23 protein-coding genes are annotated in these 20,978 nt (G+C 71.9%); 9 read left to right on the top strand and 14 right to left on the bottom strand.

The features are described 5' to 3' along the window. Position 1: 1 nt before the first annotated feature. Positions 2–763, bottom strand: a complete 762-nt coding sequence (locus H295_RS0140345) for a MerR family transcriptional regulator (protein ID WP_020141047.1) — start codon at positions 761–763, stop codon at positions 2–4. 117 nt (positions 764–880) lie between these two features. Between H295_RS0140345 and H295_RS0140340 the strand changes: the two genes are divergently transcribed. Beyond that, the gene (locus H295_RS0140340; protein WP_020141046.1) at positions 881–2,164 is read left to right on the top strand and encodes an ion channel protein; all 1,284 of its coding nucleotides are present in this window, start codon (positions 881–883) and stop codon (positions 2,162–2,164) included. Between the two features lie 31 nt (positions 2,165–2,195). After that, positions 2,196–3,605: a glutamate decarboxylase gene (locus H295_RS0140335; protein ID WP_020141045.1), complete on the top strand. Its 1,410-nt coding sequence runs from the start codon at positions 2,196–2,198 to the stop codon at positions 3,603–3,605. Between the two features lie 336 nt (positions 3,606–3,941). On the opposite strand, the gene H295_RS0140330 is transcribed toward H295_RS0140335, so the two are convergent. The 6 genes from H295_RS0140330 to H295_RS0140305 all read right to left on the bottom strand — a co-directional run bounded on the left by H295_RS0140330 (position 3,942) and on the right by H295_RS0140305 (position 9,467). Then, a complete protein-coding gene (locus tag H295_RS0140330) occupies positions 3,942–4,703 on the bottom strand; it encodes an ABC transporter permease (RefSeq protein ID WP_020141044.1) in 762 nt (253 codons plus the stop codon). After that, positions 4,700–5,662: a daunorubicin resistance protein DrrA family ABC transporter ATP-binding protein gene (locus H295_RS0140325; protein ID WP_020141043.1), complete on the bottom strand. Its 963-nt coding sequence runs from the start codon at positions 5,660–5,662 to the stop codon at positions 4,700–4,702. Before H295_RS0140325 ends, H295_RS0140330 begins: the two co-directional genes overlap by 4 nt. Positions 5,663–5,744: 82 nt before the next feature. Next, positions 5,745–6,386 carry a PadR family transcriptional regulator gene (locus tag H295_RS0140320; RefSeq protein WP_020141042.1) on the bottom strand — a complete coding sequence of 214 codons (642 nt, stop codon included), beginning with the start codon at positions 6,384–6,386 and terminating at the stop codon, positions 5,745–5,747. Between the two features lie 18 nt (positions 6,387–6,404). After that, positions 6,405–6,941 carry a DinB family protein gene (locus H295_RS0140315; protein ID WP_020141041.1) on the bottom strand — a complete coding sequence of 179 codons (537 nt, stop codon included), beginning with the start codon at positions 6,939–6,941 and terminating at the stop codon, positions 6,405–6,407. A 128-nt stretch (positions 6,942–7,069) separates the two neighbouring features. Continuing rightward, positions 7,070–8,530 (bottom strand): aldehyde dehydrogenase family protein, encoded by a 1,461-nt coding sequence (locus H295_RS0140310; RefSeq protein WP_020141040.1) that lies wholly within the window; start codon positions 8,528–8,530, stop codon positions 7,070–7,072. 112 nt (positions 8,531–8,642) lie between these two features. After that, positions 8,643–9,467 carry a helix-turn-helix domain-containing protein gene (locus tag H295_RS0140305; RefSeq protein ID WP_020141039.1) on the bottom strand — a complete coding sequence of 275 codons (825 nt, stop codon included), beginning with the start codon at positions 9,465–9,467 and terminating at the stop codon, positions 8,643–8,645. 365 nt (positions 9,468–9,832) lie between these two features. Here H295_RS0140305 and H295_RS0140300 point away from each other — a divergent pair, with 365 nt between their 5' ends. Then, the gene (locus tag H295_RS0140300; RefSeq protein ID WP_020141038.1) at positions 9,833–10,330 is read left to right on the top strand and encodes an ATP-binding protein; all 498 of its coding nucleotides are present in this window, start codon (positions 9,833–9,835) and stop codon (positions 10,328–10,330) included. A 100-nt stretch (positions 10,331–10,430) separates the two neighbouring features. Here H295_RS0140300 and H295_RS0140295 read toward each other — a convergent pair whose 3' ends face one another. The 5 genes from H295_RS0140295 to rpmG form a co-directional block, all read right to left on the bottom strand. Next, a complete protein-coding gene (locus H295_RS0140295; protein ID WP_020141037.1) occupies positions 10,431–10,673 on the bottom strand; it encodes a DUF397 domain-containing protein in 243 nt (80 codons plus the stop codon). 316 nt (positions 10,674–10,989) lie between these two features. Continuing rightward, entirely contained in the window at positions 10,990–11,232 is a 243-nt protein-coding gene (gene rpsR / locus H295_RS0140290) for a 30S ribosomal protein S18 (protein WP_020141036.1), read from the bottom strand. 5 nt (positions 11,233–11,237) lie between these two features. Next, positions 11,238–12,623, bottom strand: coding sequence for a GTP-binding protein (locus H295_RS0140285; RefSeq protein WP_020141035.1), 1,386 nt, complete (start codon positions 12,621–12,623; stop codon positions 11,238–11,240). Beyond that, on the bottom strand, positions 12,623–12,871 hold the full coding sequence (locus H295_RS0140280) for a type B 50S ribosomal protein L31 (protein WP_020141034.1): 249 nt from the start codon (positions 12,869–12,871) through the stop codon (positions 12,623–12,625). The genes H295_RS0140285 and H295_RS0140280 overlap by 1 nt, the downstream gene beginning before the upstream one ends. Positions 12,872–12,876: 5 nt before the next feature. Continuing rightward, a complete protein-coding gene (gene rpmG / locus H295_RS0140275; protein WP_020141033.1) occupies positions 12,877–13,041 on the bottom strand; it encodes a 50S ribosomal protein L33 in 165 nt (54 codons plus the stop codon). 63 nt (positions 13,042–13,104) lie between these two features. Between rpmG and rpmB the strand changes: the two genes are divergently transcribed. The 4 genes from rpmB (at position 13,105) to H295_RS0140255 (ending at position 14,846) form a co-directional block, all read left to right on the top strand. After that, a complete protein-coding gene (rpmB, locus tag H295_RS0140270; protein WP_028810193.1) occupies positions 13,105–13,341 on the top strand; it encodes a 50S ribosomal protein L28 in 237 nt (78 codons plus the stop codon). Next, the gene (rpsN, locus tag H295_RS0140265; RefSeq protein WP_020141031.1) at positions 13,341–13,646 is read left to right on the top strand and encodes a 30S ribosomal protein S14; all 306 of its coding nucleotides are present in this window, start codon (positions 13,341–13,343) and stop codon (positions 13,644–13,646) included. Before rpmB ends, rpsN begins: the two co-directional genes overlap by 1 nt. A gap of 64 nt (positions 13,647–13,710) precedes the next feature. Beyond that, a complete protein-coding gene (locus H295_RS0140260; protein ID WP_028810192.1) occupies positions 13,711–14,217 on the top strand; it encodes a hypothetical protein in 507 nt (168 codons plus the stop codon). A 95-nt stretch (positions 14,218–14,312) separates the two neighbouring features. Then, complete coding sequence (locus H295_RS0140255) at positions 14,313–14,846, top strand: DUF4232 domain-containing protein (RefSeq protein WP_020141029.1); 534 nt, start codon at positions 14,313–14,315, stop codon at positions 14,844–14,846. 64 nt (positions 14,847–14,910) lie between these two features. Here H295_RS0140255 and H295_RS0140250 read toward each other — a convergent pair whose 3' ends face one another. Beyond that, positions 14,911–16,026 carry a DUF2786 domain-containing protein gene (locus H295_RS0140250; protein WP_020141028.1) on the bottom strand — a complete coding sequence of 372 codons (1,116 nt, stop codon included), beginning with the start codon at positions 16,024–16,026 and terminating at the stop codon, positions 14,911–14,913. Between the two features lie 80 nt (positions 16,027–16,106). Between H295_RS0140250 and H295_RS0140245 the strand changes: the two genes are divergently transcribed. Both H295_RS0140245 and H295_RS0140240 read left to right on the top strand, forming a co-directional pair. Then, a complete protein-coding gene (locus H295_RS0140245; protein WP_020141027.1) occupies positions 16,107–16,859 on the top strand; it encodes a Clp protease N-terminal domain-containing protein in 753 nt (250 codons plus the stop codon). Positions 16,860–17,005: 146 nt separating this feature from the next. Next, positions 17,006–18,697 (top strand): bifunctional 3'-5' exonuclease/DNA polymerase, encoded by a 1,692-nt coding sequence (locus H295_RS0140240; protein ID WP_020141026.1) that lies wholly within the window; start codon positions 17,006–17,008, stop codon positions 18,695–18,697. Positions 18,698–18,804: 107 nt separating this feature from the next. Here the strand turns inward: H295_RS0140240 and H295_RS0140235 are convergent. After that, positions 18,805–20,978, bottom strand: a 2,174-nt coding sequence (locus H295_RS0140235) for a tetratricopeptide repeat protein (RefSeq protein WP_020141025.1), incomplete at its 5' end; no start/stop codon positions are given.

The following is a 20,978-nucleotide window of genomic DNA, read 5'->3' as shown; positions in this document are numbered from 1 at the left end:
CCTAGGAGGTGCGCCGGGCCGCGTTGGCCGTGATCGCGTCCCTCAGGTGCTCGGCGAGGCCGGGACGCATGGAGTCGTAGAACGCCTTGAAGCGTTCGTCGGCGACGTACATCTCGGCCAGGCCGAGGTGCATCTCGTACGGGCAGTCGTAGAACCATCCGCAGATGTGCTGCCGGTGTTCCTCGGCCATGTCCATGGCCGCCCGCGAGGTCGGCGGGTCACCGGCGGCCATCAGGGCGTCGTAGCGCTCGCCCCAGTCCCTGACCTCGTCCTGCATGCGTTTCCAGTCGTCCTTGGTGTAGCGCGCGGTGCGGCGCTGGGACTCGGCGTAGGCCTCGGTGCCGCCCCAGCGCTGTTCGGCCTCCTCGGCGTACCGCTCGGGGTCCTTGTCGCCGAACACCTCGAACCTCTCCTCAGGCGTCAGGTTGATGCCCATCGTGCGTGCCTCCATGGCGTGTTCCACGGCCGCCGCCATCTTCCGGAGCTTCTCGATCCGGGCGGTCAGCAGTTCGTGCTGCCGGCGCAGGTGTGCGCGCGGGTCCGCTTCCGGGTCGTCGAGCAGGGCGGCGACCTCGTCGAGCGGGAAGCCGAGCTCGCGGTAGAACAGGATCTGCTGAAGCCGGTCGAGGTCCTCGTCGCCGTAGCGCCGGTGGCCCGCGTGGCTGCGCTCGCCGGGCACGAGCAGGCCGATGTCGTCGTAGTGGTGCAGGGTGCGCACCGTCACGCCGGCGAAGCCCGCGACCTGTCCCACCGAGTAGCCCATCTCGTCCGCTCCCTTCCCGGTACGCCCTCCACGGTGGCTCCTCACGCCACGTGAGGTGCAAGCCCGGCAGGAACATCTCCAGATGTCGGGTCCGTTTTGTCCGCTTATCGTGAGCCCGTGGCCCAGGACACCGCGCGACAGGCATCCGCCGCCCCGGCGACCCCGGCGCACGCCCTGCTGCCGTTGACCCTGCCCGCCCTCGCGGTCGGCGCGGGCGCGAGCCTGCTGCTGATCGGGGTGAGCGCGGCGGCCGAGCAGCTCCAGCACGTGCTGTGGCGGAATCTGCCGGACGCGCTGGGAGTGGGCCGGTACTCCGTGCTCTGGATGCTGGTGATGCTCACGGCGACGGGGGTGGCCGTGGGGCTGGTGGTGTGGAAGGTGCCGGGACACGCCGGGCCGGACCCGGCCACCATGGGGCTGGACGCGCCCGTGCTGCCGCCCGCGGTGCTGCCGGGGCTGCTCCTGGCGACCGCGCTGATGCTCGCGGGCGGTCCGAGCCTGGGCCCGGAGAACCCGCTGATCGCGGTGAACGTGGCGCTCGCCTTCTGGGCGGGGCGCCGGCTGGTCCCGCGGATGCCGCGCGGGCTGTGGCCGGCGCTGGCGGAGGCGGGCACGATCGGCGCGCTGTTCGGGACGCCGGTGGCGGCGGCGCTGGTGATCTCCGAGGCGCTGGCCGGGCGGCAGGTCAGGGGCGCGCTGTGGGACAACGTGTTCGGGCCCCTGGTGGCGGCCACGGCCGGCGCGCTGACCACCACCCTGGTGGCCGAACCGAGTTTCGACCTGCATCTGCCCGCGTTCGGGCAGCCCGGCTGGGACGACCTGCTGGCGGTACTGGTGGTGGCGTCCGCGGCGGCGCTGCTCGGCATGGCGGCCGTGCTGGCCTTCCCGTACGTCCACGCCGCGTTCGCGCGGCTGCGGCACCCCATGCTGGCGCTCCCCGCGGGCGGGCTCGTCCTGGGGCTGCTGGCGGCCGTGGGCGGCCATCTGACGCTCTTCAAGGGGCTGGACGAGATCAGTGAGCTGGCGGCCCACCCTGAGGGCTGGTCGGCCGGGGAGTTCGCCACGATGGCGGTGGTGAAGCTGGCCGCGCTGCTCGTCGCGGCGTCCTGCGGCTTCCGCGGCGGGCGGATCTTCCCGGCCGTGTTCGTGGGGGTCGCCTTCGGCCTCGGCGCCCACGCGCTCGTGGACGCCGTCCACCCGGCCCTCGGGGTGGCCGCCGGCGTGCTCGGTGTGCTCCTCGCCGTCACCCGGCAGGCCTGGGTGAGCCTGTTCACCGCCGCCGTGCTGGTGGCCTCGCCCGCGATCCTCGCCCTGCTGTGCATCGGCTCCCTCACGGCCTGGTTGCTGGTGACCGGGCGACCGCAGATGCAGTTGCGCGCGGACGGAACCCCCGTCCGCTGACCGACGTTGATCCCATTTAGGAGGCACGACCATGCCACTGCACCAAGGGCCCGAGAAGCCCGACGAGCGTCCGATGTCCGTCAACCCCTTCTACGGCGCGGCCGATCCGGTCGGCGGGATGACCGAGGCCCCGCCCAAGCACCGGCTGCCCACCGCGCCGATGCCCCCGGCCACCGCGCACCAGCTGGTCCGCGACGAGCTGATGCTGGACGGCAACTCCCGTCTGAACCTGGCCACCTTCGTCACCACCTGGATGGAACCGCAGGCCGGGTTCCTGATGGCGGAGTGCCGCGACAAGAACATGATCGACAAGGACGAGTACCCGCGTACCGCCGAACTGGAGCGGCGCTGCGTGGCGATGCTCGCGGACCTGTGGCACGCGCCGGATCCGTCGTCCGCGGTGGGCTGTTCGACGACCGGGTCCAGCGAGGCGTGCATGCTCGCCGGGATGGCGCTGAAGCGGCGCTGGGCCCGCCGCAACGCCGATCGGTACCCCGGGGCCGCCCGGCCCAACCTGGTCATGGGGGTCAACGTCCAGGTGTGCTGGGAGAAGTTCTGCAACTTCTGGGAGGTGGAGGCCCGGCTGGTGCCCATGGAGGGCGAGCGCTTCCATCTCGACCCGCAGGCCGCCGCCGAGCTGTGCGACGAGAACACCATCGGGGTCGTGGGCATCCTCGGCTCCACCTTCGACGGCTCCTACGAGCCGATCGCGGACCTGTGCGCCGCTCTCGACGCCCTCCAGGAGCGCACCGGCCTGGACGTCCCGGTCCACGTCGACGGGGCGTCCGGCGCCATGGTCGCGCCCTTCCTCGACGAGGACCTGGTGTGGGACTTCCGGCTGCCGAGGGTTGTCTCGATCAACACCTCCGGCCACAAGTACGGGCTGGTCTACCCCGGTGTCGGCTGGGCGTTGTGGCGGGACAAGGAGGCCCTGCCCGAGGAACTCGTGTTCCGCGTGAACTACCTGGGCGGCGACATGCCCACCTTCGCGCTGAACTTCTCGCGGCCCGGGGCGCAGGTGGTCGCGCAGTACTACACGTTTCTGCGGCTGGGCCGCGAGGGGTACCGGGCCGTGCAGCAGTCCACGCGGGAGGTGGCCCGGCGGGTCGCCGACGGGGTGGAGTCGCTCGGCGACTTCCGGCTGCTGACCCGGGGCGACGAACTCCCGGTGTTCGCCTTCACCACGGCACCGGACGTCGAGGCGTACGACGTCTTCGACGTGTCCCGGCGGCTGCGTGAGCGGGGCTGGCTGGTCCCGGCGTACACCTTCCCGCCGAACCGCGAGGACCTGTCCGTCCTGAGAGTGGTCTGCCGCAACGGCTTCTCGGCCGACCTCGCCGACATGTTCGTGGACGACCTGACCCAACTCCTCCCCGAACTCCGCCGCCAGCCACACCCGTTCACGCATGACAAGGGGGCGGCGACCGGCTTCCACCACTGAGACCCTGGGTGGCGGATCGGCGTGCCGGACCCGCGGGCCTGCACCGGCGGACCGGCCCCGGTGCCCGGGGGCGGCCGCCGGCGTACGGCGCCTTGGCCTGGCCGCGGTGGGCGCGCGGGCGTCGAGCGCGTGCAGGGACGCGGCGGGCCGGGCAGGCCGCGGGATTCGTCGTGGCCGGTGTCGTGACGGCCTGTCGGTCATCCGGCCGCCCGCCCGGTCACGCGGCCCGCGGCAACGCGGCGCGAGAGCGCGGGTGGCCGCGGGCCGCCAAGCCGCCGGGGAACCGCACCCCGAGCCGGGGCCCCGCTCTTCAGTTGGCCGGTCCGCCGCGCCGGGCTAGTGGCTCAGGCGGGTGAACCTTCTTACGGCCAGGGGGAAGAAGATCGCCAGGAGAACCAGGGGCCAGGCGATGGCCGGCCAGACATGGCCCGGTTCGCCGCCTGGGCCGGCGAGCAGGTCGCGTACGGCTGTCGCCGTGTGGGAGAGGGGGTTCCAGTCGACGGCCGTGCCCAGCCAGCCGGGCATGGCGTCGGGGGTCGCGAAGGCGTTGGACAGGAAGCCGACCGGCCAGACCAGGATCTGCACGGCCTGCACCATCTCCGGCTTCCCGGCGACCATGGCCAGGTGGATGCCGATCCACAGCATCGCGAACCGGAAGAGCAGCAACAGGCCCACCGCCGCGAGGAGTCCGGTCACGCCCCCGTGGGTCCGCCAGCCGATCGCATGACCGACGCCGATCATCACGGCCAGGCTCAGCACGGACTGGAGCATGTCCGCGGCCGAACGCCCCACCAGGACAGCCCCGTTGGCCATCGGCATGGACCGGAAACGGTCGATCACCCCCTTCTCCAGGTCCTGGGTGACGGCGATCATGGTCGCCTCAAGGCCGAACGCCATGGTCAGCGCCAGCATCCCGGGGACCAGGTAGTCGACGTACTCCCCCTGCACACCCCGGCCCCCGCCGACGAGGTAGCCGAACATCACCAGCAGCATCACGGGGAAGACCAGCCCGACCACGACCCGCACCGGCTGCCGTGCCCAGTGGGCGAGTTCACGCCGGGTCATGGTCCAGGAATCGGTCAGCGCGTACGTGCTCACACGGTCTCCTTCACTCGGTGCTCGTCACCGGCGTCACCGGTGAGATGCAGGAACACCTCGTCCAGCGTGGGCCGGCGCAGGACCACGTCCTCCGCCTCGATCCCGGCCGCCTCCAGAGCCCGTACGACACCGGAGAGCGCCGCCATCCGGTCGGTGACCGGGGCGCTGAGCAGCCGGCGGTCGGCGTCGACGGACACCGTGACCGGGTCGAGCGGCAACAGGGCCACGGCCGCCCCGAGTTGACCGGCGTCGCGCAGGACGACGTCGATGCGGTCGCCGCCGGTGCGCGCCTTGAGTTCGTCCGCCGTGCCGTCGGCGACCACCCGGCCGCCGTCGACGAGGCAGATGCGGTCGGCGAGCTGGTCCGCCTCCTCCAGGTACTGGGTGGTCAGCAGGACCGTCGTGCCGGAGCCTGCCAGGGTGCGGACCGCTTCCCACACCTCGGCGCGGCCGCGCGGGTCGAGGCCGGTCGTGGGTTCGTCCAGGAACAGCACCTCGGGGTCGCGGATCAGGGAGGCGGCGAGGTCCAGTCGCCGCCGCATGCCGCCGCTGTAGGCACGGACCGGCTTGCGTCCGGTCCCGGCGAGGCCGAAGCGCTCCAGGAGCTCCTCGGCCCGTACGCGCGCGGGGCGGGCGCCCAGGTGGTGGAGGCGGCCGAACATCTCCAGGTTCTGGCGTCCGCCGAGTTCCTCGTCCAGGGCCGCGTGCTGGCCGAGCAGGCCGATGCGCAGCCGTACCTCGTAGGCCTCGCGCTCCACGTCACGGCCCGCCACCTCGGCACGGCCGCCGTCCGGACGCAGCAGTGTGGCCAGGACGCGGACCAGGGTCGTCTTGCCGGCGCCGTTCGGGCCGAGCACGCCGTGGACGCTGCCGCGCGCGACCCTCAGGTCGAGCCCGTCCAGGGCGTCCTTGTCGCCGTAGCGCTTGCGCAGGCCTTCCGTGACGATCGCGTCGGTCATCGGGCTCCCTCCGGAATCAGCCCGTAGTCAAACTTGACTACACAGCCAACGTAACGCCCGCTCCCTCTCTGGTCAAACTTGATTAATGGGTGTCCTCGGGGTGCCGCTCCCCCGTCGCGTACGGGTTCTCCTCGCCCTCGGAGAGGACGCCCACGAACGGTTCGCCCTCCCCGGCGAAGGTGTACGCCCCACCCTCGATCCGGGCGATGAGCCCCTGGGTCCACTCCGACTCGGCGTCGGCGGTGTGGATCCAGAGGTTCATGATCTCGCCGATGTGACCGAGCTGTTCAGGGCCGGCCTCGGGCACGTAGTGCTCGGTGACCGCGGCCCGCCAGTCGTCGATGCGCCGGACGCGCTCCTTGAGCAGCGACACCGCCTCCGCGCGCGGCAGGTCGACCATGAAGCCGATGGCCGCCGACTTGATGTCCATCTTCTGGTCGTAGGAGGTCAGCGCCTCGCGCAGCAGCCGCAGGAACTCCTCGGTGCCGGGGTCCGTGATCTCGTACTCGGTACGCGGCGGGCCACCGGCCGTGGAGGGTGCGATCTCGTGCGCGTGCAGCAGTCCCTGCTTCGCCATCTGCTTCAGGGCGTGGTAGATCGAGCCGGGCTTGGCGTTGGACCACTCGTGCGCGCCCCAGTACTCCAGGTCGTTGCGCACCTGGTAGCCATGGGCCCGCCCGTGCTGGCGCACGGCGCCCAGCACGAGAAGACGGATCGCTGACATGCGGTCCAGGTTATGGCCTCACTCCTGGGCGAGGGCCACCAGCTCGAACGCGGTCTTCCCGTCGAGGGACTCCCGGATGATGTCGGCGTGGCCCGCGTGCCGGGCCGTCTCGCGGATCAGGTGCAGGAGCACCCAGCGCACGGAGACCCGGCCCTCCGGCGGGAACCAGGGCTGGTCCGGCAGCGCGAAGGTCTCGTCGAGACTCGGCACCGACCGGGCGAACTCCTCCGTCGCGGCGGCGACCTTCTCCCAGTAGGCCAGTTGCGAGGCCACCGTCTCGTCACCGACCAGGGCGAAGCACTCGTGCCAGTTCGACGGATCCCGCTGCACGGCCGGCTCCTCGCCCCTGGCCCGGGCGATCCAGCTCTGCTCGACCTCGGCGGCATGCTTGACCAGCCCGGCGAGGCTGAGCTCGCTCGCGCTGGGCCTGCTCGACGCCTGCTCGTCGGTCAGACCGAGCACCGCGCGCCGGATCCCGCCGCGCTGCTCCTCCAGGAACGCCAGGAGCGCCCCGCGCTCGTCGCCGTACTCCTCCGCGGGAACGTGAGTGACCATGACCGCCGCCTTTCGCCTTCGTGGAGCCAAGGGCTTCCCCCTGGCACCGATGACGCTACGGGCCCTCTAGGACAGGTTCGGTCCTAGAGGGCCGGGCCGATGCGGTCCTCCACCTGAATGCCCGAAGGTCAGAACGGGAAGCCGCTGCGGCCGTGCTGGACCGAGATCCACTTGGTGGTGGTGAAGGAGTCCAGCATGGTGTCGCCGTTGAGCCGGCCGATTCCGGAGTGCTTCTCGCCGCCGAAGGGGACGATCGGCTCGTCGTGGACGGTGCCGTCGTTGACGTGGAACATGCCGGTCTCGATCCGCTTGGCGAAGGCGACCCCGCGCTCGATGTCCGCCGTGTGGACCGCGCCGCTGAGGCCGTAGGGGGTGTCGTTGGCCAGGCGGACGGCCTCCTCCTCGCCGTCGAAGGGGACGAGGAGGGCGACCGGGCCGAAGAGCTCCTGCTTGAGGAGGGGCGAGTTCGCGGGGAGGTCGGTCAGGACCGAGGGCTCGACCAGGTTGTCCGTGGTGCGGCCGTGCACCAGGGCCGTCGCGCCGTCGGCGATCGCGTGCTCGACGGCGGACGAGACGGCGTCCGCCTGCCGGGAGTTGATGAGCGGGCCGATGACGGTCTCGGGGTCGCGCGGGTCGCCGGTCTTCAGGCTCCTCACCTTGGCGACGAACTTCTCGGTGAACTCCTCGGCGACCGAGCGGTCGACCAGGACGCGGTTGGCGGCCATGCAGACCTGGCCCTGGTGGACGTAGCGGCTGAAGACGGCGGCGTCGACCGCGTAGTCGATGTCCGCGTCGTCGAGGACCACCAGGGCGCTGTTGCCGCCGAGTTCGAGGACCGAGCGCTTGAAGTGCGAGGCGCAGACGGTGGCCACATGGCGGCCGACCTTGTCGGAGCCGGTGAAGGAGATGACCTTCGGGACGGGGTGCTCCAGGAAGGCGTCGCCGATCTCCGCGATGTCGGTGATGACGACGTTGAGCAGACCGCCGGGCAGGCCCGCGTCCTCGAAGATCTTCGCGACCAGGGAGCCGCCGACGATCGGGGTGTCCTGGTGCGGCTTGAGCACGACCGCGTTGCCGAGCGCCAGCGCCGGGGCGACCGACTTGATCGACAGCAGGAAGGGGAAGTTGAAGGGGCTGATCACACCCACGACGCCGACCGGGACGCGGTAGACGCGGTTCTCCTTGCCGTCCACCGGCGAGGGGATGATCCGGCCCTCGGGGCGCAGCGCCAGGTTGACCGCCTCGCGCAGGAACTCCTTGGCCAGGTGGAGTTCGAAGCCGGCCTTCAGACGGGTGCCGCCGAGCTCCGCGATGATCGCCTCGGCGATCTCGGCCTCGCGCTCCTCGATCAGCCGGAGCGCCTTCTCGAACACCGCGCGGCGGGCGTAGGGGCTGGTCGCGGCCCACTTCTTCTGCGCGCGGGCGGCGGCCCGGTACGCGTCGTCGACCTCTTCGACCGTGGCTATGGTGATCGACGCCAGCTTCTCGTTGTCGTACGGGTTGAAGTCGATGATGTCCCAGGAACCGGTGCCCGGGCGCCACTCCCCGTCGATGTACTGCTGGGCCAGTTCGGAGAAGTACGACGACATGTGATCCCCAAATCACTAGCAGACACACGATCAACGTGACGGTCTGATCACACGTCATCGTACGTGCGGGACACCCCAGTTGGACACGCTGAGCGACCTTCTGGGGATAACCCTAGGAAAGCTGGAGAAGACCTCGCAGCAGATCCCGGCTCTCGCCCGGACCGGGGCTGTCCTGCTGGAGCTCCTTGAGCGCCTTCTCGTACTGCGCCACGTCCTCGCGCTTGTCCAGGTAGAGCGCGCTGGTGAGCTGCTCCAGATAGACCACGTCGGTCAGGTCGGACTCGGTGAAACTGAGGATGGTGAACGCGCCGCTCTCGCCGGAGTGGCCGCCGAAGCCGAACGGCATGATCTGCAACCGCACGTTGGGGCGCTCGGAGAGGTCGATGAGGTGCTGGAGCTGCTCCCGCATCACCGCGCGGTCGCCGTAGGGCCGGCGCAGGGACGCCTCGTCGAGCACCACGTGGAACTCGGGACCGTTCGGGTCGGCGAGATGCTTCTGCCGCTCGAGGCGCAGCGCCACGCGCTTCTCCACGTCCGCCTCGCTGGCGCCCTTCATGCCGCGCCGGACGACTGCACGTGCATACGCCTCGGTCTGCAGCAGACCGTGGATGAACTGGACCTCGTAGGCACGGATGAGGGAGGCCGCGCCCTCCAGGCCCACGTAGGTGGGGAACCAGCTCGGCAGGACGTCGGAGTAACTGTGCCACCAGCCCGCGACGTTGGCCTCGCGGGCAAGGGACAGCAGCGAGGCGCGCTCCTGCTCGTCCGTGATGCCGTAGAGCGTCAACAGGTCTTCCACGTCACGTGTTTTGAAGCTCACCCGGCCCAACTCCATCCGGCTGATCTTCGACTCGGACGCGCGGATCGAGTAACCCGCTGCTTCGCGCGTGATGTTCCGTGCCTCACGCAGCCGCCTGAGTTGCGAGCCGAGCAGCATCCGCCGCACCACCGATCCGGGCTCTCCCGCGCTCACGTTCGCCAGCCTCCCCAACGTCTTCAGGGGCCGAAGTCTGCCACTAAAACACTCCGAGCAGTACTCGTCCGATTACAGATATGGCAAGAAGCCAAAGATTCTGCATAGACCCGAGACAGGAAGAGGGGAGGAAGAGGCAAGGAACGGGAGAGAAGATGGCGGAAAAAATGGCCAACAAGCGGTACGGGAGGGTCCAATTCGGTCAGCTGCACGTGCATCTGCACCTTGCATCTGCACCGCTCTTCCGAAACCATGGTCCCGCGCAACCGCTGCATCGCAACGACCGCGAATTCCCGGGAGTGCCTCGCATGGGGACGAATGGATCGACCATGCTCGAGCCGTTACGGCAGGGCCTTCCGCCGCTGGATCCCGCGGCCGTGTCCGACGCCGCCTCCTGTTCCCTTCCCGCCCGCTACGAAGCGGTCGGTGACGCACGGAGGTTCACCCGCAGAACGCTGGACCAGTGGGAGCTGGGCGACCGCTTCGACGACGTCTGCCTGGTGGTGTCCGAACTCGTCACCAACGCGCTGCGGCACGCGATGCCGACCGGCAGTGTGAGCGCGGGCGAGCACAACCCGCCGGTGCGGCTGCACCTGATGCGCTGGACCGGGCGCCTGGTGTGCGCGGTGCGCGATCCCAGCCAGGACAGTCCGGTAGCGCGTGACTCCGAGGACTTCTCCGCGGAGTCGGGACGCGGGCTGTTCCTGGTCGACTCCTTCAGCGACAGCTGGGGCTGGCACCCGATGTCCGGGACGCTGAGCGGCAAGGTGGTCTGGGCGCTGTTCCGGCTCCAGCCGGCGACCGGACCCCAGGGCGCGAACGACTGACAGCCGCGGCGTTTTGCGACGCCGCGGTTCTACGCGCGTTACGCGAAGCGTTCGACCGATCACTCCCGGCCGTCCCCGGTCGCCCGCGGACGGCCGGGAGTCAGCCCGCTATCAGGTGGTCGAACTCGCCGTCCTTGATGCCCAGGAGCATCGCCTCGATCTCCGCGCGCGTGTAGACGAGCGCGGGGCCGTCGGGGAAGCGGGAGTTGCGGACCGCGACACCGCCGTCCGGCAGGCGCGCGAACTCCACGCAGGAACCCTGCGAGTTGCTGTGCCGACTCTTCTGCCAGGCCACATCGCGGAGATGTGTGGCCGCCATGCCGTTGTACACGTCGAGGTCCACAGGTCGCTCCCCGGTGGTGCGGTGGCCACGTGGCCAGTGATGCAGTGGTCAACTGGTCCGGATCATAGCTCTGTTCACGTGCAGATGCATGAGCAGATGCACGTGCACGAGGGGTGTTCCTGCGGTTACAGATGTGACGTGTGGGGCCCTCGGTATGTTCCCGCGTGTGCCCCGGGACCTTGCTCGCATGCCTCGTGCACAGGATGAGACGCATTCGGGGCCCGCGGTGTTCCCCCTTCCGCGTCACGGTCCGGTCGGCTTGCATCTGCCACTGCACCAGCAGACGGGCGGGCGGGGCGCAGGGGGGGTGACGGGGTCAGCGTGGGCCGGAACCGTACGGCAGCAGCGCCATCTCCCGGGCGTTCTTGATCGCGCGGGCGAGCAGCCGTTGCTGCTGGGCCGTCACCCGGGTGACCCGGCGGCTGCGGATCTTGCCGCGGTCGGAGAGGAACTTGCGCAGCAGGTCGGTGTCCTTGTAGTCGATGTAGGTGATACCGGCCACGTCCAGGGGGTTGGGGCGGTTCTTGGCGGGCTTGCGGTCGAGCTTGCGGGGCGGCATGGGGGTCAGACCTCCAGGAGGGTGTCGAAGGCGGGCGGGAACCGTTTCCAGGCGTCGCGGCCCGCGGCGTACTCGGCGTCGGTCAACAGGCAGGACTCCAGGAGCCGTTCGAGTCCGTCGCGGTCGAGTCCCGGCGAGGTGAAGACGAGGTGCTGGCAGCAGTCGCCGTGCTCGGGGTGCCAGTCGAGGGCGGCGGCCGCCCGGCGCACCGGCGGGACCATGTCCCACGCCGCGTCCGGCAGCGAGGCGAGCCAGGGGCCGGCGCTCTCCACGCACAGGGCGCCGCCTGCCGCGTCCCAGTGCAGCAGCACGTCCGGCCTGTCGGCGAGCCAGAACCGGCCCCGGCTGCGGGCGGCCGCGCAGGTGATGTCCTCCAGCGCTTCGTAGAGCCGCTCGGGATGGAAGGGCCGGCACCGGTGCCACACCAGCGTGGACACCCCGTGCGCATCGGCCTCGGCGGGCAGCCGGGCACACGCGGGGTGCTGGGCCGCGGCGGCGGACTCCACGTCGAATCCGGCGAGGGCGGCCCGGGCGAGCGCCGAACGCGGGGACGGTCGTACGGGATAGAGGGTGCCGGACGCGTCGGTGGGTCGTGCGGGGTGGTCGGTTTGGGCCGGATCCGTCGGCCGTGCGGGATGGTCGGTGGGGGCCGGATCCGTCGGCCGTGCGGGATGGTCAGCAACCGCCGGTTCCGTGGGCCACGCCGAGTGGTCCGGGACCGCCCGATCCGTGGGCCACGCCGAGTGGTCCGGGACCGTCGGGTCCGTGAGCCGCGGCGAGTGGTCGGTGGCCGTGGGGCGGTCGGTGGTGACCGGGACCTGGTGGGCTGTCGGGTGGAGTTGGGCGAGGAGTTCCCGGTCCTCCTCGTCGGCCTCCGGGGAGTCGAGGACGGCGAGGACGGGGGCGTACTCCAGCTGGCGGGCGAAGGTGTCGGCGACCGTGCGCTGGTCGGTGGCCGCGGCGGCGAGGCCGCGGTCGGCGAGGTCGTCGCCGTTGCCGAGGTACGGCAGCACGAGTGCCGGGTCGACCGCGGTGATCACGCCGGTGACGGTGAGGCCGCCGGCCGCGACCACCTCGGCCATCGCCTTGGGCTCGACGGAGTCCCACAGCTCGACGACGGCGAGACGGAGCGTCCCTGCCGCGTCGAGGCGGCGCAGCTCCGGGACCAGGTCCTCCCTCAGCGCGCAGCAGGCACAGTCGTTGACCAGGGGCGTCTCGCCGGCGGAGAGGACTCCGCCGGCGTCGCGGATCGTCCGTACGACGGTGCCGGCCGCGGCCGTCGCCAGGTCGTGGTGGAGCACGACACTGCCGGGTACGTCGGCGAGGAGCCGTTCCACGGTGGCCTTGCGGGCGTCGGCGTGCAGCCCGCCGACGATCACGACGGAGAGCATCAGCCCTGCTTTCCGTACCGGCGCTCGAAGCGCTCCACGCGCCCTGCGGTGTCCAGCACGCGCGCGGTGCCGGTGTAGAAGGGGTGGCTGACGTCCGAGATCTCGACGTCCACGACCGGGTAGGTGTGGCCGTCCTCCCACTCGATCGTCTTCTCGCTCGTCATCGTCGAGCGGGTCAGGAAGGCGTGGTTCGCGGCACGGTCACGGAAGACGACGGGACCGTAGGCGGGGTGGATTCCGTTGCGCACGAGGGTCAGCGCTCCTCTCGGAAGTCGACGTGGCGGCCGGCGACCGGGTCGTACTTGCGCAGGGTCATGCGGTCCGGGTCGTTGCGGCGGTTCTTGCGGGTCACATAGGTGAAGCCGGTCCCCGCGGTGGACCGCAGCCTGATGACCGGGCGGAGTTCGTTGCGTGCCATGCTGCTATCTTACTGAAAATGAATTCCATTAACGACACGGCCCCCGAGAGAGGTGCGTCACCCTTGTCCGCCCACTGCATGCTGACCGGAGCGCGGCCCGGCTTCGGCAACCACATCTCGTTCTCCCACCGGCGCACCTCGCGCCGCTTCGACCCCAACATCCAGTCCAAGCGGTACTGGCTGCCCAGTGAGGGCCGGTACGTGCGGCTGCGGCTGAGCGTGAAGGGGATCAGGACCGTCGACACGATCGGCGTCGAGGCGGCCGTCGCCCGCATCCGGGCCCGGGGGGTGAAGGTCTGATGGCGAAGAAGAGCAAGATCGCGAAGAACGAGAAGCGCCAGGAGATCGTCGCGCGGTACGCCGGGCGGCGGGCCGAGCTGAAGGAGATCATCCGCAGGCCGTCCTCCAGTGACGCCGAACGGCTCGCCGCGCAGCAGGAGTTGCGCCGTCAGCCACGGGACGCGAGCGCCACGCGCGTGCGGAACCGCGATCAGGTGGACGGCCGCCCGCGCGGCTACTTCCGGGCCTTCGGACTGTCCCGGGTCGGACTGCGGGAGCAGGCGCACGCGGGGTATCTGCCAGGGGTCCGCAAGTCGTCCTGGTAACTCTTTCGGGTGAGGCTGGTAGCTTGCTGCGATCCATGCGGCCGCTACAGCTTGGGAGCCTCCAGTGACTACGGCGAACTTCTCGCGCCCCGGGTCGCGCCGACGGGCAGGGCTCGCGGCAGCGGGACTGGCGGGCGTGCTCGTCCTGACGGCGTGCAGCGGGGGCGGGGGCTCGGACGACGGGTCCTCGCCCAGCGCGTCCGCTCCACCCTCGGCGTCCGCCTCCGGGACCACCGGCGGCTCCGGCGGTACGTCGTCCTCCGCGTCCGGCAAGGTCGCGGGCAGCTGGCTCACCACCGGCGACGGCAAAGCCGTGGTGCTGGTGGTCAACGGCGATCAGGCGGCGCTCTTCGCCACGGGTGGATCGGTGTGCAGCGGGACGGCGAGCGCGGAGACGATCCGCCTCAAGTGCGCGGACGGCAGCAAGGAGCGCACGGTGGGCACGGTGGAGTCGGTCGGCAAGACCTCGCTCAAGGTGAGGTGGCAGGGCTCCCCCGGCACCGAGAGCTTCATGAAGGCCGAGGGCGGCAAGCTGCCGAGCGACTTCCCGACGGCGGGTCTCGGGTCGTAGCCGGCGCGGTGTCCGTCGGTGGGGGTGGGCGAGCGGGGTGCGCCGTGATGCGTGATGATCCATGCACCGGACCGCTCACATCAGAGGACTTCCACATGCGCGCCGCACCACTCGCCGTCACCGCTCTCGCCGCGGCCCTGCTGCTGACCGCCTGCGGCGGCGGTGACGACTCCGACGACAAGGCCACCGCGAGCCCGAAGGGCGGCTCGGCCTGTGTGGTCGGCCCGGTGGACCTGGAGGTCGGCCCCGCCAACGCGGCCCCCTCCGCGGGCGACACCGGCAACATCCCCGTCACGCTGACCAACCAGAGCGCGCCGTGCACGCTGGACGGCTTCCCGGCCGTCGGCCTGAAGGCGTCGGGCAGCACGGTCAGCGTCGCCAAGGACACGGCCGCGCAGCCCCAGAAGCTGAAGCTGGCCAAGGGGGACACCGCGAGCTTCACGATCACGTACGTGCGCGGCAAGGCGGGCGCCGCGGACAGCCTGGACGCCCGGACGCTGGACATCGCCCTGCCGGGTGACGGGACGCCGCACAGCTACAAGTGGTCGTACGGACCGGTCCAGGGCAAGAGCGGCAAGGCGGACGTCCTGAACGCGTCGGTGAGCGCGTTCGGGCAGGCGGGGGACTGACGGCTGGGGCTGACGGCTGGGGCTGAAGGCCGGGACTGACGGCTGGGGCTGAAGGCCGGGGTGGTCAGTTGCCCGTTCCGGGTCGGTGACCGAGTCGGGGGTGGTGGTCGACCCGGGCCCGGTCGGCCGCCTGGGCACCCTCGGTCCAGCCCGCCTCGTCGGTGACCCCGCGCAGGCGGGTCGTGGTGGTCTCGGGGAACATGCGGTCCATGCGGTCGGTGACGGCGACCTCGCGGGAGGCCAGCACCGGCAGCAGGTCCTCGGTCACCGGGGTCTCGGCGGCGGCCCGCAGCCGGTCGCCGACGCGGTGGGCGTAGGCCGCGAGGAAGGACTGCCGGAACGTCTTGGTGCGCTTGCGGCCCCCCGCCCGCTGGGCCGCCTCCGCCTTGGCCATCGCGGACTGCGCCTGCACGAGCAGCGAGGTGTGCAGGAGTTCCACCGCCTCCAGGTCGGCCTCGAAGCCGACGACCGTGGAGAAGGCGAGCGCCTCGTTCCACACGGCCCGGCAGTGGTTGGCGGTCGCCACCGCGTCCAGCAGCACCGCCTTGGCCTGCTCGTACGGCGGCTCGACCCCGATCCGGCAGGCGCCGGGCGTGTCCCTGGCGGGCGCCCGCGCGTCCAGCAGCGCCTCGTCGACGCTGTGCCGGGCCATCAGCTCCTGCGCCTTGGCGGTGAGCGCCTCCGCCTCCTCCAAATATCCGGTCGCCTCCGCCTTGGCGAGCAGTGCGCGGATACGGCCGAGCATGCGGCCGTCTCCCTTGTGCCCTTGCCGGGGCTCCTCCAGGGGCTCCAGAGCGGGCAGCCGCAGCAGCAGGCGGTACAGCTCCAGTACGGCCGTGGCGTGCGGGAAGCGGTCGAGGCGGGGGGCGTTCGGGTCCGGCTCCCCGAGCTCGGCGAGCTGGGCGGCCCAGCGGTGACCGCGCGGGCGGTCGTCGGGGGCCTGCGCGCGGATCAGCGCCGTGACGAGCCGTACATGGGTGTCGTCCAGCTCGCGCCGCACCAGGCGTACGACATCGGCCGGCTGCCAGCCGCGCCGCCAGGCCTGCGCCACGAACTCGACTCCCCGCCGCGCCAGTTCGGCGTCCGCCGCGGGGTCGGCGGCGAGGAGGGAGGCGCCGGTGTCCAGGGCGGTGTCGTCGTCGGAGTAGAGGGCGGTTCGAAAGGCGCGGTCGACGGTCACAGGGCGATCGTCTCACCCGACCCCCAAGTAGAGGCAACCTTTGGTTGACACCCCATCACTGTCAACCTAAGGTTGACACCATGACATCGAACTCCGCCATCACGTCATCCGTGCGTCTCGACGACCTGATCTCGGCGATCAAGAAGGTCCATGTCGAGCCCCTCGACCAGCTTCAGGACGCGGTGATCGCCGCGGATCACCTCGGGGAGGTGGCCGACCATCTGATCGGCCACTTCGTGGACCAGGCCAGGCGTTCCGGTGCCTCCTGGACGGACATCGGCCGGAGCATGGGGGTCACCCGGCAGGCCGCGCAGAAGCGGTTCGTGCCGAAGGAGTCCGCCGACCTGGGCGCCGACCAGGGCTTCAGCCGCTATACCACGCGGGCCCGCAACGTGGTCATGGCCGCCCACAACGAGGCACTCGCCGCCCGCAGTGCCGAAGGCCGCCCCGAGCACCTGGTCCTGGGCCTGCTGGCCGAGCCCGAGGGCCTGGCCGCCCGGGCGATCCGGGCGCAGGGCGTCCTCCTCGACAGCGTGCGGCAGGCCGCCGTCGCCGCGCTGCCGGCCGGGGTCGAGGAGCCCCCGCAGCTCGTCCCCTACGGCTCGGACGCCAAGAAGGTCCTGGAACTCACGTTCCGCGAGGCCCTGCGCCTCGGCCACAACTACGTCGGCACCGAGCACCTCCTGCTCGCCCTCCTGGAGTTCGAGAACGGCGAGGGAGTCCTGTCGGCACTCGGCATCACCAAGCCGACGACGGAAGAGCACATCGCCGCCGCGCTCGCCAGGATCACGGAGCAGCAGGCGGACGGCACGGACGCGGACACGGGCGCCTGAGCCGCCGTTCCGCGCACTCCGCGGTCACGGGGCCGTCGTCGTGCTGCGGTCGGTGGCTGCCATGCCGCGGCGGCCGCTGCCGTGCTGCGGTCGGGGCCGTGCCGCGGTCGGGGCCGTTGTCAGACCCTGGTGTCACACTCGCAACCATGACCGACCGCTGGGTTCTCGCCCCGGCCGAGGACGGTGGCGTGGAGCTCGCCCCCCTCGGTCCGGACGGGCTGCTCGCCGGGCCGGTCCTGCGGGAGGCGGATGCGGCCGAGGCCGTACGACGGCGGCCGGAGGTGGCGCGCTGGGTGTGGCGGTCCACCCCCGAGATCTACCCGCGCCTGCTCGCCGCGGGGGTGCGGGTGGAGCGGTGCTACGACATCGAGGACGCCGAGACCCTGCTGCTCGGCCACGCCGGGCGGTCCGGGGAACCCCGCTCGGCGGCCGCCGCCCTGGCCCGGCTGCGCGGCGGCCCAGTACCTCCCGACCCACCCCAGCGCTCCGCCGAACCGGGCGCGCAGTCACCCCTGTTCGAGCCGCAGGGCAGCCGGCTGCCCCTCACCGACCTGGCCGAGATCTACGCCGACCAGCAGCGCCGCCATGACGCCACCGCGCACCCCGACCGCATGCGGCTGCTCACCGCCGCCGAGTCGGCGGGGATGCTGGTGGCCGCGGAGATGAACCGCGCGGGGCTGCCGTGGAGCGCCGAGACGCATCGCCGGGTGCTGCACGAACTGCTCGGCGACCGGTACGCGGGCGGCGGCGAACCCCGGCGCCTCGCCGAACTCGCCGACGAGGTGTCCGAGGCCTTCGGGCGCCGGGTGCGGCCCGATCTGGCCGCCGACGTCATCAAGGCGTTCGCCCAGGCGGGCATCAAGGTGAAGTCCACCCGCCGCTGGGAGATCGAGTCCCTGGACCATCCGGCCGTGAAGCCGCTGGTGGAGTACAAGAAGCTGTACCGCATCTGGGTGGCCCACGGTTGGTCCTGGCTCCAGGACTGGGTGCGCGACGGCCGCTTCCGGCCCGAGTTCCTGGCCGGCGGGACCGTCACCGGCCGCTGGGTCACCAACGGCGGGGGTGCCCTCCAGATCCCCAAGGTGATCCGGCGGGCCGTGGTCGCCGACCCCGGCTGGCGGCTGGTCGTGGCCGACGCCGACCAGATGGAGCCGCGGGTGCTGGCGGCCATCTCGCGTGACCCCGGGCTGATGGAGGTGGCGGGCCGGGAGAGCGACCTGTACCAGTCCGTCTCCGACCGGGCCTTCTCCGGCGACCGCGCCCAGGCCAAACTCGCCGTGCTCGGCGCGGTCTACGGCCAGACCTCCGGCGACGGCCTGAAGAACCTCGCCGCGCTCAGACGCCGCTTCCCCAAGGCGGTGGCGTACGTCGACGACGCGGCCCGCGCGGGCGAGGAGGGCCGGCTGGTGCGGACCTGGCTGGGCCGGACCTGCCCGCCGGCGGCCGGGGCGGGTGACGCGGAGGAGGCGGGCATCCCCCAGGACGACCCGGCGGGTCCACCCGCTTCCGCCGAGGACGGCTGGGTGCCCGGGTACGCGTCCGGCAACACCCGCGCCCGGGGCCGGTTCGCACGGAACTTCGTGGTGCAGGGCAGTGCCGCGGACTGGGCCCTGCTGCTGCTCGCCGCGCTGCGGCGGTCCTGTGCGGAGATGGCGGCCGAACTGGTCTTCTTCCAGCACGACGAGGTGATCGTGCACTGTCCCGAGGATGAGGCCGAAGCGGTCGTCGCGGCGATCCGGGAGGCGTCGGCGCTGGCCGGGCGGCTGACGTTCGGCGAGACGCCGGTGCGGTTCCCGTTCACGACGGCTGTGGTGGAGTGCTATGCGGACGCGAAGTGAGGTGCGTGGGCCGGAGTCGTCAGCGGTGAGCGTCAGCGGGCTCCCAGGTGGTCGTTGAGCCCAGCTGTCAGCGTGCGGGGGTCAGCTGCCGGCGGGCCGCCGGGGCGTCAGCGTAAGCCCGAGTCGTCCAGGAGGGCGATGAGTTCCCTGAGCACCGTCTTCTCGTCCGTGCCGTCCAGCGCGCCGAGAGCGGCCCGCCACTGCGCGTGCGCCTCCTCGACACTCCCCCGCTCCCGCAGCAGGAGTCCGTACTGGTGGCGGGCGAGGGCACCGGTGTAGCGATCGGCGCGGGCGTCGGCACGGCGCAGCAGCTCCGCGCACTCGGCGGCGGCGCGCTCGCCGTGGCCGATCAGGCGCAGCGCCCGGACCAGGCCGAGGCGGCTCTGCGACTCGCCGTGCCAGTCGCCGGGGCTGCCGAGGATGCGCAGGCTCTCCTCGAAGTGGGCCAGGGCGGCGGCCGGTTCACCGAGGGTGAGGTGGGCGTAGCCGATGTTGCAGTGCGCCGAGTGCCGTACGACCACGCTGCCGGTCTCCTCGCCGATGGCGAGCGAGCGGCGGTGCTGCTCGATGGCGGCGCGCGGGTCGGTGTGCTCGTAGAGGTTGCCGAGATTGCTGTGGGTCACGGCCTCGCCGAAGGGGTCGTTCAGCCCCCGCGAGTAGGCGAGGCTCCGGCGCAGTGTCTCGCCCGACTCGGCGTACCGGCCGAGGCTTTCGAGCAGCAGGCCCCGGTTGTTGAGGCAGCGGCGGATCCAGGAGTCCGCGCCGAGCCGCCGCCAGATCGCGAGGGCCTGGTCGTTGAGGTCCAGGGCGTCGCCGTGCCGGCCGGTGAAAAAGTGCAGGCCGGCCAGATCGCCCAGGGCGCATGCCTCGGCCGCGTGGTCCCGGAGCCGCCGTGCCAGCGTGAGCGCGGCCCGGCCGAGGAACTCCGTCTCGGCGACCCGGCCGCTGCGCTGGAGGAAGGGGGAGAGCAGGCGCAGCAGGGCGGAGACATGGCCGGCGGCGCGGTCGTCGGGGGTGTCCTGGTGCCGTTCGACCAGGGCGACGATGTTCTCCAGCTCCGACTCGGCCCAGGCGAAGGCCTTCTCGGACGACGGGAACGGGGCGATGGCCAGCACGTGCGCCGCGTGCTCGGGCGGCTGCGCGGCGGTCGGGCGGCGGCGGTCGTCGAGGTCGAGCCCGGGTTCGACGAGGGCGGTCAGGACGCGCTCGGCGACGGCCGCGTACCAGCGCAGGGTGGTGCGGGCGATGTCGGGGGCGTGTGCGGTGCCCGCGAGTTCCCTCGCGAAGTCGCGGACCAGGCCGTGCGGGGCGTAGCGGCCGTACGCCGTCTCCTCCAGGAGGGCCACGTCGACGAGGCGGTCGAGCGCGTCCTCCGCGCGGGACTCGTCGGTGCCGTCGGTGCCGAGGAGCCGGGCGACCAGGGGGACGCCGTAGGTGGGCAGGTCGAGGGCGCCGATGCGGCACAGGGCGAGAGCGGCGTCGCGGTCCGACCGTCGTCCGGAGGCGGCGAGGGCGTCGTGGGCGACGGCGAGGGAGCGGCGGACGGAGAGGTCGTCGTACTCCAGGTGCCGCAACCGGTCCTCGGTGGCGGCGAGCTGGTCGGCGAGGACGTCGGGGGTGAGGGCGTGCCGGGCGGCGAGACGGGCGGCGACGACGCGGAGGGCCAGGGGGAGGCGGCCGGTGAGTTCTATGAGGGGGTGGGTGGCGTCGATGGGGGGTGAGGGGGTGCCGTCAGTGGTGGTGGTCCTGGGACTGGTGGTCGTGTCGCGGCCGTCCCTGCCCGATACCGCGCGCAGCAGCTCGGCGCTCTCCTCGGCCGAGAGGGGCGTGAGGGGGAAGCGGTGGGCGTCGTCGAGGGCGGTCAGGGGCGAACGGCTGGTGACGAGGACCGCGCAGCCGTGGCCGGCCGGGAGCAGGGGGCGTACCTGCGCGGCGCTCGCGGCGTCGTCCAGGACCATGAGCGTGCGGGTCGGTGCGAGCAGCGACCGCAGCAACGCGGCTGCCGCGTCCGGGTGTTCGGGGATGCTGCGCGGGTCGGCACCGAGATCGCGGAGCAGGGCGGTGAGGGCCTGGGCCGGGGTGAGGGGGGTCATGCCCGGAGTCGCGCCCTGGAGATTGACGTAGAGCTGCCCGTCGGGGAAGCGGTCCCGGAGGCCGTGGGCCACGTGCAGTGCGAGCGCGCTCTTGCCGACGCCGGCCATGCCGCTGATGACGCCCAGCGAGGGCCGGGTGCCGGAGGTGAGGGCGCGGTGCAGGTCACGGCGGGTGGCGAGCCGGCCGG

Source organism: Streptomyces sp. 351MFTsu5.1, from assembly GCF_000383655.1.
GTDB lineage: Bacteria > Actinomycetota > Actinomycetes > Streptomycetales > Streptomycetaceae > Streptomyces > Streptomyces griseorubiginosus.
Note: the sequence above shows the minus strand (reverse complement) of the source record. Positions and strands in the feature narration are given on the sequence as shown.

Coding starts and splice junctions, on each gene's coding strand:
- H295_RS0140305 (WP_020141039.1), bottom strand. CDS start 9,467: ATGCTGCTCGGCTCGCAACTCAGGCGGCTGCGTGAGGCACGGAACATC.
- H295_RS0140255 (WP_020141029.1), top strand. CDS start 14,313: ATGCGCGCCGCACCACTCGCCGTCACCGCTCTCGCCGCGGCCCTGCTG.
- rpsR (WP_020141036.1), bottom strand. CDS start 11,232: ATGCCGCCCCGCAAGCTCGACCGCAAGCCCGCCAAGAACCGCCCCAAC.
- H295_RS0140285 (WP_020141035.1), bottom strand. CDS start 12,623: ATGCTCTCCGTCGTGATCGTCGGCGGGCTGCACGCCGACGCCCGCAAG.
- rpmG (WP_020141033.1), bottom strand. CDS start 13,041: ATGGCACGCAACGAACTCCGCCCGGTCATCAGGCTGCGGTCCACCGCG.
- H295_RS0140345 (WP_020141047.1), bottom strand. CDS start 763: ATGGGCTACTCGGTGGGACAGGTCGCGGGCTTCGCCGGCGTGACGGTG.
- H295_RS0140335 (WP_020141045.1), top strand. CDS start 2,196: ATGCCACTGCACCAAGGGCCCGAGAAGCCCGACGAGCGTCCGATGTCC.
- H295_RS0140315 (WP_020141041.1), bottom strand. CDS start 6,941: ATGGTCACTCACGTTCCCGCGGAGGAGTACGGCGACGAGCGCGGGGCG.
- H295_RS0140240 (WP_020141026.1), top strand. CDS start 17,006: ATGACCGACCGCTGGGTTCTCGCCCCGGCCGAGGACGGTGGCGTGGAG.
- H295_RS0140245 (WP_020141027.1), top strand. CDS start 16,107: ATGACATCGAACTCCGCCATCACGTCATCCGTGCGTCTCGACGACCTG.
- H295_RS0140300 (WP_020141038.1), top strand. CDS start 9,833: ATGCTCGAGCCGTTACGGCAGGGCCTTCCGCCGCTGGATCCCGCGGCC.
- rpsN (WP_020141031.1), top strand. CDS start 13,341: ATGGCGAAGAAGAGCAAGATCGCGAAGAACGAGAAGCGCCAGGAGATC.
- H295_RS0140325 (WP_020141043.1), bottom strand. CDS start 5,662: ATGACCGACGCGATCGTCACGGAAGGCCTGCGCAAGCGCTACGGCGAC.
- H295_RS0140310 (WP_020141040.1), bottom strand. CDS start 8,530: ATGTCGTCGTACTTCTCCGAACTGGCCCAGCAGTACATCGACGGGGAG.
- H295_RS0140320 (WP_020141042.1), bottom strand. CDS start 6,386: ATGTCAGCGATCCGTCTTCTCGTGCTGGGCGCCGTGCGCCAGCACGGG.